The sequence below is a fragment of the Sphingobium sp. LB126 genome, assembly GCF_002795205.1.
GTDB lineage: Bacteria > Pseudomonadota > Alphaproteobacteria > Sphingomonadales > Sphingomonadaceae > Sphingobium > Sphingobium chungbukense.
The window spans coordinates 1,288,061-1,302,792 of sequence record NZ_NETV01000001.1 but is presented as its reverse complement, the minus strand read 5'-3'; the positions used below and the strand labels follow the sequence as shown (position 1 = coordinate 1,302,792).

Below are 14,732 nucleotides of genomic sequence, written 5' to 3'. Positions count from 1 at the left end.
AAGGGCGCCGTTAAAATTCGTCGGCGGCGTCCAGCAGGGCGGTGAGCTTGCGCGGGGCGACCTCGCGCCAGCTGCGATGCAGCCGTTCGCCGATCTGGTCCCAGTCGGTGTCGCCGAGGTCGAGCCGGATGCCGACCCAGCCGTCGCCGAAATAGGCGGGGCGGTAATAGCGGACGGGATCGCTTTCGATCAGCATCGCCTGCTCTTCCGGCGCGGTCGTCTTGACGAGGATGGCGATGATGCCGTCGCCATGATGATCCTGCGTGAAATAGGCGAATTTCTTGCCCTTCTCGATGCCGAAGCAGGGCATGCCGTGGGACGTGACCTCATCCACCTGCGGCAAGGCGAGGGCGCGTTCGCGCACCTTGTTCAGCAGCCATTCGGGCTGGCGCTCGCGGGTGACGAAGTCGGCGAGGGTGCGGGAATAGAGCTGATGCTCCGCGATCAGGATGCGCGCGGCCAGGCTGTCGGCGGTGTCGCCGGGCAGGATCGCGACTTCGGTCTGGCCCAGCACCGGGCCGTCGTCCAGTTCGGCGGTGACGATATGGACCGAGCAGCCTGCATGGCTGTCGCCCGCGTCCAGAGCCTTCTGATGGGTGTCGAGGCCCTTATATTTGGGCAGCAGGCTGGGATGGATGTTGAGCATCCGGCCTTCCCATCCGGCCACGAATTCCGGCGAGAGCAGGCGCATATAGCCGGCCAGCGCGACATATTCGGCGCCCGCCTTGCGAAGCTGCGCATCGATGATCGCATCGAATTCGGCGCGCTTCAGGCCCTTGTGGTTCTGGCCGAAGGTGGCGACGCCCTCGGCAGCGGCGAGCGTCAGCCCGGCGGCGTCCGGATCGTTGGCGGCGACCAGCACGATCTCATAGGGGCAGGACGGATGCCTGGCGGCATAGAGCAACGCCGCCATGTTCGAGCCGCGCCCGGAAATCAGAACGCCGACCTTGGCTTTTTGCATGAGGTCACCCCAGATGCGTGGCGGTCCAGTCGGCCCTGGCGCTCCAGGTTTCCTGAGAACCCTTGACCGTGCAGCCCTTTTCGCCCGCTTCGACGATGCCGACGCGGACCACGGTTTCACCCGCGGCTTCCAGCGCGGCGGTGACGTCCGCGGCTGCATCCGCGTCCACCGCCAGCACCATGCCGACGCCGCAGTTGAAGGTGCGCGCCATTTCCTCCGGCTCGATATGGCCCTGCGCTTGCAGGAAGGCCATCAGCCGGGGTTGTTCCCAGCCGTCGGCATCGACCACCGCATGGCAGCCGTCGGGCAGTACGCGGGGGATATTCTCCAGCAGGCCGCCGCCGGTGATATGGGCGAGGGCGTTGATCCGGCCAGCCCGGACCAGCGGCAGCAGCGATTTCACGTAAATGCGCGTCGGCGCCATCAGCGCGTCGATCAGCAGCACTTCATTGTCGAAGATCGCCGGGCGGTCGAGCTTCCAGCCCTTGTCGGCCGCCAGGCGGCGCACCAGCGAGAAGCCGTTCGAATGCACGCCGGAGGAGGCGAGGCCGATCAGCACGTCGCCCGGTTTCACCCTGTTGCCGGTCAGCGCCTGGGACCGTTCCACGGCGCCGACGCAGAAACCGGCCAGGTCATAGTCGCCCGGCCCGTACATGCCCGGCATTTCGGCCGTTTCGCCGCCGATCAGCGCGCAACCGGCCTGCTTGCAGCCTTCCGCGATCCCCGCGATCACGCGTTCGGCGACGCCGCTCTCCAGCTTGCCGGTGGCATAATAGTCGAGGAAGAACAGCGGCTCGGCGCCCTGGACGATCAGGTCGTTGGCGCACATGGCGACCAGGTCGATGCCCACGCCGTCATGGGCGTTGTGGTCGATCGCGAGCTTCAGCTTGGTGCCGACGCCGTCATTGGCCGCGACCAGCAGCGGGTCGTCATAGCCCGCCGCCTTCAGGTCGAAGAAGCCGCCAAAGCCGCCCAGTTCCGCATCGGCGCCGGGGCGGCGGGTGGCCTTGGCCAGCGGGGCGATGGCGCGGACCAGCGCATTGCCTGCGGCGATGTCGACGCCAGCCTTGGCGTAGCTGTAGGATTCGTTCTCGCTCATGGCCGTCGCCCCTAAGCATTTTCAAGTCGGATGGAAACATCTGACGGCTCGGAAAATGCGGCAAGCCCAATAACGCACAAAGGAGAGGAAAACGGAACGGGAAATGGGTTGCCGCTTGGCAGGGCAGGCAAATCCCGCCAAAAGGACGCGCGTGAGCCTGCCCTTTGTCCTTCGCGGCCTTTCCCTTCGGCCTCTGAACCTGATTCGCATCCCGATGCGGATGCTGTCGCGACCACTCCAGATCCTGTGCGCCGTCGCGCTCGGCCTCGCCGCCGCGGCCCTGTTCGCGCAGATGGAGGGGGAACGCGGCGTGCCGCCGATCGCCAGCGGCGGCGATTTTCAGGTGAGCCACGTCAAGGTCGACGTCTTCGCCAAGGATGCGGCCAGCGCGCGCCAGGCGGGCTGGCGGCTGGCGCAGCGGCGGGCCTGGCAGATGCTCTGGGCGCGCACCCATGGCGGCGCCGGGGCTCCCGGACTTTCCGATTCGCAGCTCGAAGGCATGATCTCGGGCATCGAGATCGAATATGAGCAGGCCGGGCCGAACCGTTATGTGGCGACGCTGGGGGTGATGTTCGACCGGGCGCGGACCGGCCAGTTGCTGGGCGTCACCGGCAGCAATGTCGTGCATTCCCCGCCGCTGCTGGTGATTCCGGTGATGTGGGACGGTGGTTCTGCCGTTTCCTATGAGCGAATCAACGAATGGCAGAAGGCCTGGGCGCGTTTCCGCACCGGCGACAGCGCCATCGATTATGTGCGCGTGGCAGGGTCGATCGCCGATCCCATCCTGCTGAACGCGGGGCAGACGGGGCGACGCGGGCGGCTGTGGTGGCGCGTTCTGCTCGACCAATATGGCGCGGCCGATGTGGTGATCCCCATCGCCCGGCTCGACCGCCAATATCCCGGCGGCCCTGTCACCGGCACCTTCACCGCGCGTTATGGGCCGGACAATTTCCTGATCGGCAGCTTCTCGCTGCGCGCCTCCAACGAAAATGCGATTCCGCAGATGATGGACCAGGCGGCGCAGCGGATCGACCAGCTTTACACCCAAGCGCTGAACGACGGCCGGCTGCGGCCCGATCCGTCGCTGATCATCGAGGAACCGGTGGATGTGGACGCGCTGGCGATCGAAAATGCGTCGGAGCAGCCCGTCGAGGAGCTGAATGTTCCCGCGCCGGCCGCGGCGACCGGCAGCTTCGCGATCCAGTTCGACACGCCCGATGTGGGGTCGGTGGCGCAGGGCGAGGCGGCATTGCGTTCCATCCCCGGCGTGCGGTCGGCCGCGACCAGCAGCCTGGCGCTCGGCGGCACATCGGTCATGCAGGTCAGCTTCGACGGCACCATCGATACGCTGAAGGCTGCGCTCCAGGCGCGGGGCTACAGCGTCGCGGCCTCGGGCAATACGCTGCGCATCCGGAGGCAGGCTTCGACGGGAGCAGGCGCCGCACAATGAGAGGCGCGATGAAGGGCGCGATGAGACAGATCAGCCTGCCGTTCGACCGACCGGGTCATGCGGGCGCCCAGGACGTGGGTGATGAATTCCTGGTCAGCGACGCCAATCGCATCGCCGTCCGCCATCTCGAAAACTGGCAGAGCTGGCCGCTGGCGATCAGCGTGCTGAGCGGGCCGCCCTTGTCCGGGCGTTCGACGCTGGGCCGCCATTTCGTCGCGATGAGCGGCGGCACGGTGATCGACGATGCGCAGGCGCAGGACGATCGGACGCTGTTCAACGCCTGGAACGAGGCGCAGACGGCCCGGCGCCCCCTGCTGATGATCGGCGACGCGCCGCCGCAGCAATGGCAGGTGGCCTTGCCCGACCTGCGATCCCGCTTGGCCGCCGTGCCGCATGTCGCGCTGGAGCAGCCGGACGAGGCGCTGGCCCATGCCCTGATCGAACGTTCGCTGGCCTCGGCCGGGGCGAGCTATGCCGCCGACCTGCCCGACTGGCTGCTGCGCCGGATCGAACGCAGCTACGCCGCCATCGCCGCGGTCACGCGGCTGCTGGATGAGGCGGCGCTGTCATCCGGACGTAAGATTTCCGTCGCTATGGCGAAAGAGGCCCTGCACGCCGCAGGATTTTTGCCTATACTTCCCGACTGACCCTTCAGTCCGACCGATGAGAGAGACGTGGCCGAAGCCGACCCCTCCACCAGCCTGACCCTGCCCAGCGACCGCTATTTCAACCGGGAGCTGTCCTGGCTGGCGTTCAACCAGCGCGTGCTGGAGGAGGCGATGAACCGGGCGCATCCCTTGCTGGAGCGGCTGCGTTTCCTGTCGATCTCCGGCGCCAACCTGGACGAATTCTTTTCCGTGCGCGTGGCGGGCCTCAAAGGGCAGCAGTTGCAGGATGTCGACATGCGGTCGGCCGACGGGCTGACCCCGGCGCAGCAGCTTGCCGCGATCACCGACGAAACCGCCCGGTTGATGGGCGCGCAGCAGAAGGTCTGGGGCGCGCTGCACGGGGAACTGGCGAAGGTGGGGATCGAAGTGATCGGGCCGTCCAGCGCGCTCGATCCGGCTCAGGAGAATTGGCTGCGCGACCATTTTCTGGGTCAGGTCTTCCCGATCCTCACCCCCCAGGCGCTCGACCCGGCGCATCCCTTCCCCTTCATCCCCAACCAGGGATTGTCGATCGTCTTCGACCTGGAACGCCTGTCGGACAAGGAATCGATCCGCGAACTGGTGATGATCCCGTCCTCGCTCGCCCGCTTCGTGCGGATGCCGGGGGAAACGGCGCGCTACATGGCGCTCGAAGCGGTGATCCGCCGCTTTTCCGCCGATCTCTTCCCCGGATACCGGGTGCGCAACAGTGGCGTGTTCCGCATCATCCGCGACAGCGATATCGAGATCGAGGAAGAGGCGGAGGATCTGGTCCGCTATTTCCGCAGCGCCATCAAGCGCCGCCGCCGGGGCCGCGTGATCCGCATGGAGATAGAGGAACGCATCCCCGAACCGGTCGAGGAGATGTTGCAGGACATGCTCCAGGGCCATGAAGCGATCATCGCCGAGGTCGAGGGGTTCGTCGGTATAGGCGACCTGTCCGGCGTGGTCGACGAGGACCGGCCGGACCTGAAATTCGAACCCTATGCGCCGCGTTTCCCTGAGCGCATCCGCGAATATGGCGGGGATTGCTTTGCCGCGATCCGGGCAAAGGACATCGTCGTCCACCACCCCTATGAAGCGTTCGACGTGGTGGTGTCCTTCCTGAAGCAGGCGGCGTCCGACCCCGATGTGGTGGCGATCAAGCAGACGCTCTACCGCGCGGGCAAGCAGTCCGCGATCATCCGTGCGCTGATCGACGCGGCGGAGGCGGGCAAGTCCGTGACCGCCGTGGTGGAGCTGAAGGCCCGTTTCGATGAGGAACAGAATCTGATGTGGGCCGACGCGCTGGAACGCGCGGGCGTACAGGTGGTCTATGGCTTCATCGACTGGAAGACCCATGCCAAGGTGTCGATGGTCGTCCGCCGCGAAGGGGAGGCGTTCCGCACCTACTGCCATTTCGGCACCGGCAATTATCATCCGGTGACGGCGCGCATCTATACCGATTTGAGCTTCTTCACCGCCGACCCGGCCTATGGGCGCGATGCGGCGGCGCTGTTCAACTACATCACCGGCTATGTCGAGCCGCAGCGTCTGGAAAAGCTGGTGATGTCGCCCCGCGACCTGCGCAATCATCTCTGCACGTTGATCGACGCGGAGATCGAACATGTCCGCGCCGGCCGGCCGGGGACGATCTGGGCGAAGATGAATTCGTTGGTGGACCCGGCGATCATGGAAAAGCTTTATGCGGCGAGCAATGCGGGCGTGCAGATCGACCTGATCGTGCGCGGCATCTGCTGCCTGCGGCCGGGCGTGCCGGGCATGTCGGAGAATATCCGGGTGAAGTCGGTCGTCGGCCGCTTCCTGGAGCATAGCCGCATCACCGTGGTCGGCAATGGCAAGGCGCTGCCCAATAACGGCGCGAAGGTCTATATCAGCTCGGCCGACTGGATGCCGCGCAACTTCGACCGGCGCGTGGAGTTTCTGGCGCCGGTCGAGAATCCGACCGTCCACGACCAGATATTGGATCAGGTCATGGTCGCCAATCTGATCGACACCGAACAGAGCTGGGAACTGGACAGCGAGGGGCAATATCATCGCGTCGAGGCGACCGACCGGCCGTTCAACCTGCACCGCTATTTCATGACCAATCCCTCCCTGTCGGGCCGTGGCGCTGCGCTGGAGAGCGAGGCGGTGCCCACCTTGCGCCTGCGCGGACGGGCCTGAGCCACATGAATTCCATGCTGAGCCAGGTCCGGGCCATCGCCGAGACGATGGCCACATCGCCCGAGCATGCGCGGGCGCGGACGGCGATCATCGACATCGGCTCCAACAGCGTACGCCTGGTCGTCTATGACGGGCCGCGTCGCATTCCCTTCATCCTCTTCAACGAGAAAGTGATGGCGGGCCTGGGCGCGTCGCTGGGACGGACCGGCCGGATCGAGCCCGACGCCATGGATCGCGGCCTGCGTGCCGTGGGGCGCTTCGCCCATCTCTGCCGCGAAATGGAGGTGGAGGAGCTGCGCTGCGTCGCCACCGCCGCCGTCCGGGACGCGGAAAATGGCGCGGAGTTCATCGATCGGGCCAGAGCCATGGGGCTGACCGTCGACCTGCTCTCCGGCGCGCAGGAGGCGATTGCGGCGGGCCATGGCGTGCTGTCGGGCATACCGGGCGCGAACGGCATCGTCGGCGATCTGGGCGGCGGCAGCCTGGAACTGGCCCGTGTGCGCGACGGCGCGGTGCATGAGACGATCTCCCTGCCGCTGGGCGTGCTGCGCCTGCCGCAGATCCGGGCCAAGGGGCCGGGCGCGCTGGAGCGGCAGGTCAAGAAGGCGCTGGACAAGGCCGGCTGGCGGGCGGAACCGGGTCTGCCCTTCTACATGGTCGGGGGGTCATGGCGCGCGCTGGCGCGGTTCGACATGGAACTCACCCATTTCCCGCTGCCGGTGGTGCATCAATATGAAATGCCGGCCCGCCGCGCCGAACAGCTGACCCGGATCGTGTCCCACGTCGACCGAACGCGGTTCAAGGACATTCCGCAGATCACCGGATCGCGCGTGCCGACCCTGCCCGATGCCGCCGCGCTGTTGTCGGTCATCGTGCGGCAATTGAAGTCGAGCGCGTTGATGGTGTCGGCTTACGGCCTGCGCGAGGGGTTGTTGTTCGGCGATCTGCCGCCCGACATCCAGGCGCATGACCCGTTGCTGGTCGCGGCCGAGGCGGAGGGGGAGGCGCAGGCGCGCTTTTCCGGTCATGGCGACATGATCGAGCGCTGGATCGCGCCGCTATTCCTGGAGGATGGCAGCGCCTGGCGCCGGATTCGCCGGGCCGCCTGCCTGCTCGCCGATGTGGGCTGGCGTGCCAATCCCGATTTCCGGTCGGAACGCGGCGTCGAGATCGCGCTGCATAGCAATTGGGTGGGCATCACGACGGCGGAACGGGCGATGCTGGCGCAGGCGCTGCACAGCAATTTCGGCGGCGGCCTGGTACCGCCCGCCGGTATAGAAGGCCTTGCCTCGCCCGATGCGCTCAAGCGGGCGATGCTCTGGGGGCTGGCGATCCGGCTGGGCCAGCGGTTGTCCGGGGGTGTCGAAGGGCCGCTGCTGGCATCGCGGCTGGAGATGGAGGGCGACGTCCTCGAACTGCGGCTGCGCGGTATGGATGTGGACCTGTTCGGCGAAGCGGTCGAACGGCGGCAGCGGCAATTGGCGCAGGCGATGGGGGTGAAGTACCGGCTGGCCTGGTGATCGACCCTAACGGAAAGGGCGGAGCCTGCATCCAGACCCCGCCCGACACGCTTGGTCGCGAAAAGCCGCCGCGCTTATTTCGGCGCCAGCACCATCAGCATCTGGCGGCCTTCCATGCGCGGATAGGCCTCGACCTTGGCGACCTCGGCCACATTTTCCGCCACGCGCTGGAGCAATTGCATGCCGAGCTGCTGGTGGCTCAGCTCACGGCCACGGAAGCGCAGGGTGATCTTCACCTTGTCGCCGTCACCGATGAAATCATGGACCTTCTTCATCTTCGTATCATAGTCATGATCGTCGATGTTGGGACGCATCTTGATCTCTTTGAGTTCCTGCGTCTTCTGGGTCTTGCGGGCGATATTCGCCTTTTTCTGGGCTTCGTACTTATACTTGCCGATGTCGAGGAACTTGCAGACCGGCGGATCGGCGGTGGGCGACACCTCGACCAGGTCCAGCCCGATCTCATAGGCGCGCTCGATCGCCTCCTGCGTATACATCACGCCCAGATTTTCGCCTTCGTCGTCGATCACGCGCACCTTGGGCACGGTGATGAACTCGTTATAACGGGGACCAGACTTAGGCGGCGGCGCCATCGGGCGGCGCATCATTGGGGGACGTATAGCAGCTTCTCCTACGACAGTTGAAATACCGAATCTGGCGGCCCTTTAGCGCAAAGCCGAAAGGGGCGGCAAGCCCGCAGTTGCGGATTCACCGGCCCCATGTGGCATTGCTGCCTCAGTGCATATCGGGTGCAAGGGCTTCCTTTGCAAGCCGGGCGATGACATCCTCGACCGAAAGGATGGCCTGTCCTTCCTTGCCCAGTTCGCGCAGCGCGACCGTGCCCTCATCGGCTTCGCGGCGTCCCACGACCAGCAGATTGGGCACTTTGGCCAGGCTGTGCTCGCGCACCTTGTAGTTGATCTTCTCGTTCCGCACGTCGGTTTCCGCCCGGATTCCGGCCGCGCGCAGCTTCTCGACAACCGCCTGCGCATAGCCGTCCGCATCCGACACGATGGTCGCCACCACTGCCTGCACCGGCGCCAGCCAGAGCGGGAATTTGCCCGCATAATGTTCGATCAGGATGCCGATGAAGCGCTCATAGCTACCGAAAATCGCGCGATGGAGCATCACCGGCCGGTGCCGTTCGCCATCCTCGGCGACGTAAGACGCGTCGAGTCGCTCCGGCAGCACGCGGTCCGACTGGATCGTGCCCACCTGCCATGTCCGCCCGATCGCATCGGTCAGGTGCCATTCCAGCTTGGGCGCATAGAAGGCGCCTTCGCCCGGCAGCTCTTCCCAGCCATATTCGGGCGTGTTGAGTCCTGCCGCCGCGACCGCATTGCGTAGCTCTTCCTCGGCCTTGTCCCACATTTCCTCGGTGCCGAAGCGTTTCTCCGGACGCAGCGCCAGCTTGATCGAATAGGTGAAGCCGAAATCCTTGTAGATGCGGTCCGCCAATGCGCAGAAGGCCCGCACTTCCTCGACGATCTGGTCCTCGCGGCAGAAGATATGCGCATCGTCCTGGGTGAACTGGCGCACGCGCATCAGCCCGTGCAGCGCCCCGTGCGGCTCGTTGCGGTGGCAGCAGCCATTTTCGTAGAAGCGCAGCGGCAGGTCGCGATAGCTCTTGATCCCCTGACGGAAGATCAGGACGTGCGCCGGGCAGTTCATGGGCTTCAGCGCCATCCAGTCGGCGCTGTCGGACACCAGCGGCCCTTCATCCTCGACGTTCGGAACCTCATCCGGGATCACGAACATATTCTCGCGATATTTGCCCCAGTGGCCGGACTGCTCCCACTGGCGCGCGTCCATCACCTGCGGCGTCTTGACCTCGCGATAGCCCGCATCGTCGATGGCGCGGCGCATATAGGCTTCCAGCGCGCGCCAGATGATATAGCCCTTGGGATGCCAGAAGACCGATCCATGCGCTTCCTGCTGGAGGTGGAACAGGTCCATCTCCGCGCCCAGCTTGCGATGGTCGCGCTTGCCCGCTTCCTCCAGCCGCGTCAGATGCGCGTCGAGTTGCTTCCGGTTGAGCCAGCCGGTGCCGTAGATGCGGCTGAGCATCGCATTCTTCTGGTCGCCGCGCCAATAGGCGCCCGACACGCGGGTCAGCTTGAACGCCGCCGGATCGAGCTTGCCCGTGGAGGCCAGATGCGGTCCCCGGCACATGTCGAGCCACTCGTCACCCGACCAATAGACGGTCAGTTCCTCGCCCTCGGGCAGTTCGGTGGCCCATTCGGCCTTGAACGTCTCGCCCTCGGCCTGCCAGCGCGCGATCAGATCCTCGCGCTTCCACACCTCGCGGCGCAGCGGCTTGTCGGCGGCGATGATCTCCCGCATCTTCGCCTCGACAAGCGGGAGATCCTCCTCGGTGAAGGGGCGGGGCTTTCCATCGACGACTGGCGGCGCGAAGTCATAATAAAAGCCGTCATCGGTCGAAGGCCCGAAGGTGATCTGCGTCCCCGGAAACAGCGCCTGCACCGCCTCGGCCAGCACATGCGCGAAGTCATGCCGCGCCAGCTCCAGCGCGTCGGCTTCGTCCTTCGCCGTCACCAGTGCCAGTTGCGAGTCCTGCTCCAGCGGCCGCATGATATCGCGCAGTTCGCCATCGACCCGCGCGGCGATGGCGGCCTTGGCCAGGCCCGGCCCGATCGCCGCCGCAATGTCCGCCGGGGTAGTGCCGGGCGCGACTTCACGCACGGAACCATCGGGCAGGGTGATCTTGAGCATGGCGGACACGGGTGGTCTTTCTGTGAAGATTGCAGATTGCTTGGGCTGAAAAAGCCGTGCCTTCCCCATAAATGGGCCGCCCGCCCTGTCAATAGAAGGGTCTTGCCATGGGCCGGCCGGTACGGCATGTTACATGTGTTGTTATATCATTATTTCAACGGGAGGGATGCAAATGGCTTCGAGCTTCGCAAGACGCAGCGACGGGCATGGCGGCACCGGGGGGGAGGCGCCCCTGTCCGACATGAACACCACCCCGCTGATCGACGTGATGCTGGTGCTGCTGATCATGTTCATCATCACCATCCCGATCCAGACGCACCAGGTCGGCATTGATCTGCCCCACAACCGGCCGGGCTTCCCTGAACCCGATCCGGTCAGGAACAGGGTCAGTATCGACGCGCAGGGCGTCATCCACTGGAACGGCGCGGCGGTCGACCGTCTGACTCTCCGCCAATATCTCGCCGCCTCGCTGCGGATGCCGGTCGAGCCCGAACTCCAGTTCCAGCCCGACGCCGCCGCCCGCTATGTCACGGTCGACGAAGTGCTGGCCGACATCCGCCGCGCCGGGGTGAAGAAGCTGGGTTTCATCGGCAACGAACGTTACGCCCGCTTCTGAAAGGGGCGAAGTTCGGGGGCACGGGTCCGGTCCGCAACGCGGCCAGTCCTTTCAGGGCGATAGCCGCCAAAGCGGCGCCAATCTCCGCTTGACCGATCGCTTGCGGCATAGTCTTCTCGCCGGGGGACGACAGGGGGGCCTTTCATGGATCAGGAACGCATTGGCGGCGACGGCTTCGCTTTTGAAGGAAACTGGCGCGACTATGCGCCCATCGCCTTCACCAACCTGCTGCTGACGATCGTCACGCTGGGCATCTATCGCTTCTGGGCGACGACGCGCACGCGGCGCTATCTCTGGGCCAATACCCGCTTCATCGACGACCGGCTGGAATGGACCGGCACGGGCCGGGAATTGTTCCTTGGTTTCCTGATGGTGCTGGTGCTGATCGGCATCCCGTTCCTCTTCCTGCAATTCGGCGCGCAGGCGCTGGTGCTTCAGGGGCATGGCGGCCTTGCCGCCATCCTGACCCTCGCGGCGTTCGTTACCATCTTCTACATGGTCGGCCTCGCCCGCTTCCGCGCGCTGCGTTACCGGCTCAGCCGGACCTGGTGGCACGGCATTCGCGGCGGCAGCGACGACCAGGGCTTCGGCTACGGCCTTTCCTATCTGTGGAAGACCGCCGTGGGCAGCCTGGTGCTGGGCCTGATGATCCCCTGGTCGATGATGTCGCTCTGGAACGAGCGGTGGAACAAGATGAGCTTCGGCCCGCACATGTTCCAGTCGGCGGGCAATGACGGCCCGACCTTCCGGCGTTTTCTGCTCTTCTATCTTTTTCCCATAGCGGCGGTCGTGCTGGGCGTCGTCTTCGCCTTTGCCGCCGCGCCGATGGGCGGTCTGCAACCGGGCGGCAATGCAGGCAGGCTGGGCGCCATGGTCCTGGTCATGGGCCTTTTCGTCCTCGGCATTTATGCGGGCCTCGGCCTGATCGCGCTCGCCTTCTACGCCAAATTCTTCCGCGAAGCGGTTGCGGGCCTGTCGCTCACCGGCCTCAATTTCCATTTCCATGCCCGCACCAAGGACTGGTTCCTGCTGTTCCTGGGCGATATCGGGCTGGTGATCGGCACGCTCGGCATCGGTGCGATCTTCCTGCAATATCGCCATTGGAAATTCTTCGTGACCCATATGGGCGCGACCGGCACCATCTACACCGACGAACTCACCCAATCCCAGACGAAGACCAGCCGCCATGGCGAAGGTCTGCTCGACGCCCTCGACGTGGGGGCCTTCTGACCGGCATGTCGGATTTCCGGTTCTGGCATTATGACGGGGTCACCGCGGTCCGGCGGAGCGTGCTGCTCCACCCTGCGGGCGCGGGCTTCGTGCTGGAGGAACCGGAAAGCGGCTGGATCGGCGCGCCGACCGACTGGAGCGACCTTACCGTCGTCGGCACCGAGGGCAGTCGCTCGGCTTATGGTCACAGCGCCATTCCCGGCTGGCGCATGGGCTTTTCCGGCGAAGCGCCTCCGCAAATCGCCGCGCATCTGCCAAGGGGGGAGCGCTATGGCCGCTGGATCGACCGCTTCGGCTTCTGGCAGGCTGCCGGCGCGTTCACGCTGGTCGCCGCGCTGATCGTCTGGGGGGCGCTGGAGGCCCCCGGCGTCATCGCGCCGCTTGTACCGCAAAGCTGGGAAAACCGCATGGGCGACGCCATGGTCGGCGATTTCGGCGGCCGTTTCTGCCACACGCCCGCCGGTGACGCAGCGTTGCAGGCCCTTGTTGCGCAGATCGACCCTCATCGCGAAGCGCGCCAAGTCGCCCTGGCCAATATCCCCATGGTGAATGCGGTGACGCTGCCGGGCGGGCGGATCATCCTGTTCGACGGACTGCTCCAGCAAGCCGGATCGCCTGACGAGGTCGCGGGCGTCCTGGGCCATGAATTGGGCCATGTCCGTCGCCGCGACACGATGACCGGCCTGATCCGCCAACTCGGCCTCAGCGCGGTGCTGGGCGGGGCCGGGGGCAATGTGGGCGGCTATCTGAACGGCGTTCTGGCGATGAGCTATGGCCGGGGCGCGGAAAATGCGGCGGACGGCGTCGCCATCGACCGGATGGGCGAGGCAAGGATTTCCCCCGCCGCCACCGCTGCCTTCTTCGAACGGCTTGGCGGCAAGGATGATGGTACGGAGGCGCGTGCGATGACCTGGCTCTCCTCCCACCCGCTCTCCGCTGATCGTCGTCGCCGCTTCGCCGCAGCCGTCAAGCCCGGCGTGCCCTATCGTCCCGCGCTCAGCCAAGCGCAATGGCAGGCGCTGCGCGGCTCCTGCGCCGCCGATCCGGGCGTCGCCAAATTCTGGGGGCGCGGCCTTTAGAGCATCGTGCGCAAAAGTGGGAACCGGTTTTGCGCTTGAAACGATGCGACAACAAAAGCTGAGAGCGCGCGGCTTGCGTACGATTTAACGCAGCGCGCTTTAGGCGAAAAGCAGCCGGGCTTCATCTCCCGTCTGCTGAAGAAAGCCCACCGGCCCGCAGACCTCGACCCCTTGGGGCAAATCCGCCACCGACAGCCCGCACAGGGCCAGGCCGCTCTGACAGGCCAGCAGGGTCACGCCCAATCCCAAAGCCTCGTCCACCAAAGCCCCCAGCCAAGGCAGTCCCGCCGCCCGGTGCGCCTCATCCCCCGGCGCCACGATCGGCGCCCGCAGCAACCCCACGGCATCCAGTTGCAGGAAAACCGCCGCCTCGCCGCCCAGCGCCGCCTGGGCCGCCGCCATCACCAGCGCCCCGCGCAGGCGCTCGGCATCCGCCGTCAGAAGGACGATCCTCAGTGCGCGCATAATTCCGCGGCGCATGTCCGGCAGGCCGGATCCTTGGGCACCGTCACGGTCCGAAACCGCATCGACAAGAGGTCCGCCAGCAGCAACCGCCCGGCCATGTCCTCGCCAAAGGGCACCAGTGCGCGGATCACCTCCAGCGCCGCCAGGCTGCCCATCATCCCGGTCAACGCGCCGATCACGCCCGTTTCGGAACAGTTCCGCTCCGGGGCATCCTGCGGCGATCCGACCAGGCAACGATAGCAGGGCTTGTCCGCCTCCCATCCGCGATAGGTGGAAAGCTGCCCCTCAAATGGCCCCACTGCCGCGGAAACCAGGGGAATCCGCAATGTCTGCGTGCAATCCGCCACCGCCAGCCGTGTCGCGAAACTGTCGCAGCCATCCAGCACCACATCGGCCTCGCGCAGCATCAGCGCGGCATTGTCCGCATCGATCCGCGTATTGATCGGGATCAGCTTCACGTCCGGATTGAGCCGCGCCACCGCCGCCATCGCGCTCTCGGCCTTGGGCGCGCCGACGTCACCGGTCCCGAACAGCACCTGCCGTTGCAGATTGGACAGGGCGACCGCATCGTCATCGATCACCCGGATCGTGCCGACCCCTGCCGCCGCGAGATAGAGGATCGCCGGGCTGCCGATCCCGCCGGCGCCGATCACCGCCACATCGGCCGACAACAGCCGGGCCTGCCCCGCGCCACCGATCTCCTTCAGCACGATATGGCGGGCATAGCGTTCCAGTTGCTCGTCGGTGATCGGGGTAGGGGGCATGG

Annotated in this window: 13 protein-coding genes; 7 read left to right on the top strand and 6 right to left on the bottom strand. The window is 65.9% G+C overall.

Translation table 11 applies throughout. The features are described from left to right. Nucleotides 1-10: 10 nt before the first annotated feature. Both purN and purM read right to left on the bottom strand, forming a co-directional pair. On the bottom strand, nucleotides 11-961 hold the full coding sequence (gene purN, locus CAF53_RS06360; protein ID WP_100237625.1) for a phosphoribosylglycinamide formyltransferase: 951 nt from the start codon (nucleotides 959-961) through the stop codon (nucleotides 11-13). Nucleotides 962-965: 4 nt separating this feature from the next. Then, the gene (gene purM, locus CAF53_RS06355; protein WP_100237624.1) at nucleotides 966-2,060 is read right to left on the bottom strand and encodes a phosphoribosylformylglycinamidine cyclo-ligase; all 1,095 of its coding nucleotides are present in this window, start codon (nucleotides 2,058-2,060) and stop codon (nucleotides 966-968) included. Nucleotides 2,061-2,280: 220 nt separating this feature from the next. Here purM and CAF53_RS06350 point away from each other — a divergent pair, with 220 nt between their 5' ends. The 4 genes from CAF53_RS06350 to CAF53_RS06335 are packed head-to-tail and all read left to right on the top strand — an operon-like array spanning nucleotide 2,281 to nucleotide 7,843. Then, complete coding sequence (locus tag CAF53_RS06350) at nucleotides 2,281-3,510, top strand: hypothetical protein (protein WP_100238714.1); 1,230 nt, start codon at nucleotides 2,281-2,283, stop codon at nucleotides 3,508-3,510. Nucleotides 3,511-3,530: 20 nt separating this feature from the next. Beyond that, entirely contained in the window at nucleotides 3,531-4,157 is a 627-nt protein-coding gene (locus tag CAF53_RS06345) for a chromosomal replication initiator DnaA (RefSeq protein WP_100238713.1), read from the top strand. Between the two features lie 27 nt (nucleotides 4,158-4,184). After that, on the top strand, nucleotides 4,185-6,323 hold the full coding sequence (locus CAF53_RS06340; protein ID WP_100237623.1) for an RNA degradosome polyphosphate kinase: 2,139 nt from the start codon (nucleotides 4,185-4,187) through the stop codon (nucleotides 6,321-6,323). 5 nt (nucleotides 6,324-6,328) lie between these two features. After that, nucleotides 6,329-7,843 (top strand): Ppx/GppA family phosphatase, encoded by a 1,515-nt coding sequence (locus CAF53_RS06335; protein WP_100237622.1) that lies wholly within the window; start codon nucleotides 6,329-6,331, stop codon nucleotides 7,841-7,843. 74 nt (nucleotides 7,844-7,917) lie between these two features. On the opposite strand, the gene infC is transcribed toward CAF53_RS06335, so the two are convergent. Beyond that, complete coding sequence (infC, locus tag CAF53_RS06330; protein ID WP_046761866.1) at nucleotides 7,918-8,451, bottom strand: translation initiation factor IF-3; 534 nt, start codon at nucleotides 8,449-8,451, stop codon at nucleotides 7,918-7,920. Between the two features lie 127 nt (nucleotides 8,452-8,578). Further along, nucleotides 8,579-10,576 carry a threonine--tRNA ligase gene (thrS, locus tag CAF53_RS06325; protein ID WP_100237621.1) on the bottom strand — a complete coding sequence of 666 codons (1,998 nt, stop codon included), beginning with the start codon at nucleotides 10,574-10,576 and terminating at the stop codon, nucleotides 8,579-8,581. A 172-nt stretch (nucleotides 10,577-10,748) separates the two neighbouring features. On the opposite strand from thrS, the gene CAF53_RS06320 reads away from it, so the two are divergent. The 3 genes from CAF53_RS06320 (at nucleotide 10,749) to CAF53_RS06310 (ending at nucleotide 13,501) form a co-directional block, all read left to right on the top strand. Further along, nucleotides 10,749-11,192, top strand: a complete 444-nt coding sequence (locus CAF53_RS06320; RefSeq protein WP_046761864.1) for a biopolymer transporter ExbD — start codon at nucleotides 10,749-10,751, stop codon at nucleotides 11,190-11,192. A 144-nt stretch (nucleotides 11,193-11,336) separates the two neighbouring features. Continuing rightward, on the top strand, nucleotides 11,337-12,422 hold the full coding sequence (locus tag CAF53_RS06315) for a YjgN family protein (protein ID WP_046761863.1): 1,086 nt from the start codon (nucleotides 11,337-11,339) through the stop codon (nucleotides 12,420-12,422). A 5-nt stretch (nucleotides 12,423-12,427) separates the two neighbouring features. Continuing rightward, complete coding sequence (locus CAF53_RS06310; protein WP_100237620.1) at nucleotides 12,428-13,501, top strand: M48 family metallopeptidase; 1,074 nt, start codon at nucleotides 12,428-12,430, stop codon at nucleotides 13,499-13,501. A 99-nt stretch (nucleotides 13,502-13,600) separates the two neighbouring features. Here CAF53_RS06310 and CAF53_RS06305 read toward each other — a convergent pair whose 3' ends face one another. Beyond that, nucleotides 13,601-13,966: a DsrE family protein gene (locus tag CAF53_RS06305; protein WP_046761861.1), complete on the bottom strand. Its 366-nt coding sequence runs from the start codon at nucleotides 13,964-13,966 to the stop codon at nucleotides 13,601-13,603. Then, on the bottom strand, nucleotides 13,954-14,730 hold the full coding sequence (locus tag CAF53_RS06300) for a HesA/MoeB/ThiF family protein (RefSeq protein WP_100237619.1): 777 nt from the start codon (nucleotides 14,728-14,730) through the stop codon (nucleotides 13,954-13,956). Before CAF53_RS06300 ends, CAF53_RS06305 begins: the two co-directional genes overlap by 13 nt. Between the last annotated feature and the right edge of the window lie 2 nt (nucleotides 14,731-14,732).

Bases quoted from the DNA above. Each gene is read 5' to 3' on its own strand.
- purN (WP_100237625.1), bottom strand. From the start codon at position 961: ATGCAAAAAGCCAAGGTCGGCGTTCTGATTTCCGGGCGCGGCTCGAAC.
- purM (WP_100237624.1), bottom strand. From the start codon at position 2,060: ATGAGCGAGAACGAATCCTACAGCTACGCCAAGGCTGGCGTCGACATC.
- CAF53_RS06350 (WP_100238714.1), top strand. From the start codon at position 2,281: ATGCTGTCGCGACCACTCCAGATCCTGTGCGCCGTCGCGCTCGGCCTC.
- CAF53_RS06345 (WP_100238713.1), top strand. From the start codon at position 3,531: ATGAGACAGATCAGCCTGCCGTTCGACCGACCGGGTCATGCGGGCGCC.
- CAF53_RS06335 (WP_100237622.1), top strand. From the start codon at position 6,329: ATGAATTCCATGCTGAGCCAGGTCCGGGCCATCGCCGAGACGATGGCC.
- infC (WP_046761866.1), bottom strand. From the start codon at position 8,451: ATGATGCGCCGCCCGATGGCGCCGCCGCCTAAGTCTGGTCCCCGTTAT.
- thrS (WP_100237621.1), bottom strand. From the start codon at position 10,576: ATGCTCAAGATCACCCTGCCCGATGGTTCCGTGCGTGAAGTCGCGCCC.
- CAF53_RS06320 (WP_046761864.1), top strand. From the start codon at position 10,749: ATGGCTTCGAGCTTCGCAAGACGCAGCGACGGGCATGGCGGCACCGGG.
- CAF53_RS06315 (WP_046761863.1), top strand. From the start codon at position 11,337: ATGGATCAGGAACGCATTGGCGGCGACGGCTTCGCTTTTGAAGGAAAC.
- CAF53_RS06310 (WP_100237620.1), top strand. From the start codon at position 12,428: ATGTCGGATTTCCGGTTCTGGCATTATGACGGGGTCACCGCGGTCCGG.
- CAF53_RS06305 (WP_046761861.1), bottom strand. From the start codon at position 13,966: ATGCGCGCACTGAGGATCGTCCTTCTGACGGCGGATGCCGAGCGCCTG.
- CAF53_RS06300 (WP_100237619.1), bottom strand. From the start codon at position 14,730: ATGCCCCCTACCCCGATCACCGACGAGCAACTGGAACGCTATGCCCGC.